At 62.0% G+C, this 2,050-nt stretch carries 2 protein-coding genes; both read right to left on the minus strand.

The genetic code is table 11. The annotated features are described in order from the left end of the window. Positions 1-1,367 (minus strand): aspartate ammonia-lyase (aspA, locus tag AWB81_RS42365; protein ID WP_062644503.1); only part of this gene is annotated, 1,367 nt, incomplete at its 3' end. 105 nt (positions 1,368-1,472) lie between these two features. Beyond that, a partial coding sequence (locus tag AWB81_RS42370; RefSeq protein WP_144444377.1) for an aspartate/glutamate racemase family protein occupies positions 1,473-2,050 on the minus strand: 578 nt, incomplete at its 5' end.

Below are 2,050 nucleotides of genomic sequence, written 5' to 3' on the forward strand. Positions count from 1 at the left end.
ATCTCGTCGAGTTGCAACTGGCTCAAAAGCCCCTTCTCGACCACGATCTCCGCGACGCTTCGGCCCGACGCGAGCGCTTCCTTCGCGACTTCCGTCGAGTGCGTGTAGCCGATGTAGGGATTGAGCGCGGTCACGATCCCTATCGACTGCTCGACGATCGCGCGCAGCCGGTCCCGATTGGCCGTGATGCCGTCGACGCATTTCGAGGCGAGCGTGAGGCACCCCGCCCGCAGATGGGCGACGCTCTTGAAGAGGCTATGGGCGATGATCGGCTCGAACGCGTTGAGCTGAAGCTGGCCCGCCTCCGCTGCGAAGCTGACCGTCACATCGTTGCCGATGACTTCGAACGCGATCTGGTTGACGACTTCCGGAATGACCGGATTCACCTTTCCCGGCATGATGCTGGAGCCGGCCTGCACCGGCGGCAGGTTGATTTCTCCGAGGCCGGCGCGCGGGCCGCTCGAAAGGAGTCGAAGGTCGTTGCAGGTCTTCGAGAGCTTGACCGCGACACGCTTCAACACACCGGAAAGCTGCACGAACGAGCCGACGTCCTGCGTCGCTTCGACCAGGTTCGGCGACGTCGTGAGCGCAATGCCGGTTACATCGCTCAGATGCCGGCACGCGAGCTGCGCATACTCGGGATGCGTATTGATACCGGTCCCGATCGCCGTCGCGCCCAGGTTGATCTCGCAGATCAGCTTCGCGGCTTCCTTGAGCCGCTCTTCGTCTTCGCCGAGCATGACCGCGAACGTGCTGAATTCCTGCCCGAGCGTCATTGGCACCGCGTCCTGAAGCTGTGTGCGGCCCATTTTGAGGTCGTTTCTGAACTCTTGCGCCTTGCGCTCGAAAGATGCGCGCAGCACGCCCATCGCCTCGACCAGTTGCATGATGCCCGCATAGGTGGCGATCTTCAGGGCGGTCGGGTAGACATCGTTCGTGCTTTGCCCGAGATTCACGTCCTCGTTCGGATGCAGAACGCCGTATTCGCCCCGCTGATGGCCGAGATGTTCGAGCGCGAGGTTCGCGATGACCTCGTTCGCGTTCATGTTGGTCGAAGTCCCCGCGCCGCCCTGGATGACATCGACGACGAAGTGATCATGCGCCGTGCCCGAGCGGACTTGCCTGCATGCCTGGACAATCGCCTGCATCTTGAGTTCGCTCAGTAATCCAAGATCGTAGTTGGCGAGCGCGGCCGCTTCCTTCACGCTCGCCAATGCGTTGACGAGATTCGGATAGACCGAGATGGGAATACCCGTGATCGGGAAATTTTCGAGTGCCCGCAGCGTGTGGACGCCATAGTAGGCTGCGGCAGGCACGGCGAGGTCGCCGAGAAGGTCGTGTTCGATACGTTCGATAAGCGTGAGCATGATTTCTCTTCCTTTAAATATGCGGATGAAGCTGACGAACGGAGTCATCCGGCGCACGTCGTGCGCAGGCCGGTCGGCAGTATCGATTGGGTTGGATCAGTCGATTCAGGTTGCTTCGAGCAGCGGGGATGCGGTTGGCGCAGGCGCCGCGCTCGCATACGCGACGCACTGTCTTGCAAGCACGTCGGTCGGGTCGATCGGTCGCACGCGCGCGCCGTTTCGCCCGGTGAAATCAGTCTGCGGAAACAAGAGCGGCAATTCGGTACATCCGAGGATGATCACCTCGACGCCCTCGGCGATCAACCCATTGATCGCGGCGACGATATCCTCCTGGCACTGTCCGGTCGTGAAGCCGGCCTTCACGCCCTCCTTGCCGTAGATCGCCTCCATCACGCGAGCCTGCAAGGCGGGCCCCGGAACGATCTGCCGCAAGCCCTGCGACCCGAGCGCTTTCTCGTAGACACCGCTCGCGACCGTACCCGACGTCGCCAGCACGCCCACTGCGCGCAGCGCTGGAAACGTCTCGCGAAGATATCGGACCGTCACGGTCAGCATGTTCACGATAGGAACGGCGAGATACGGTTGAATGCGCTCGACGAATGCATGGGCGGTATTGCACGGGATGGCGATGATGTCCGCGCCACCCGCTTCGAGCCTCTTGCAAGTCGCATAGAGCGAGATGG

The sequence above is a fragment of the Caballeronia arationis genome (genome assembly GCF_001544975.2).
Classification (GTDB): domain Bacteria; phylum Pseudomonadota; class Gammaproteobacteria; order Burkholderiales; family Burkholderiaceae; genus Caballeronia; species Caballeronia arationis.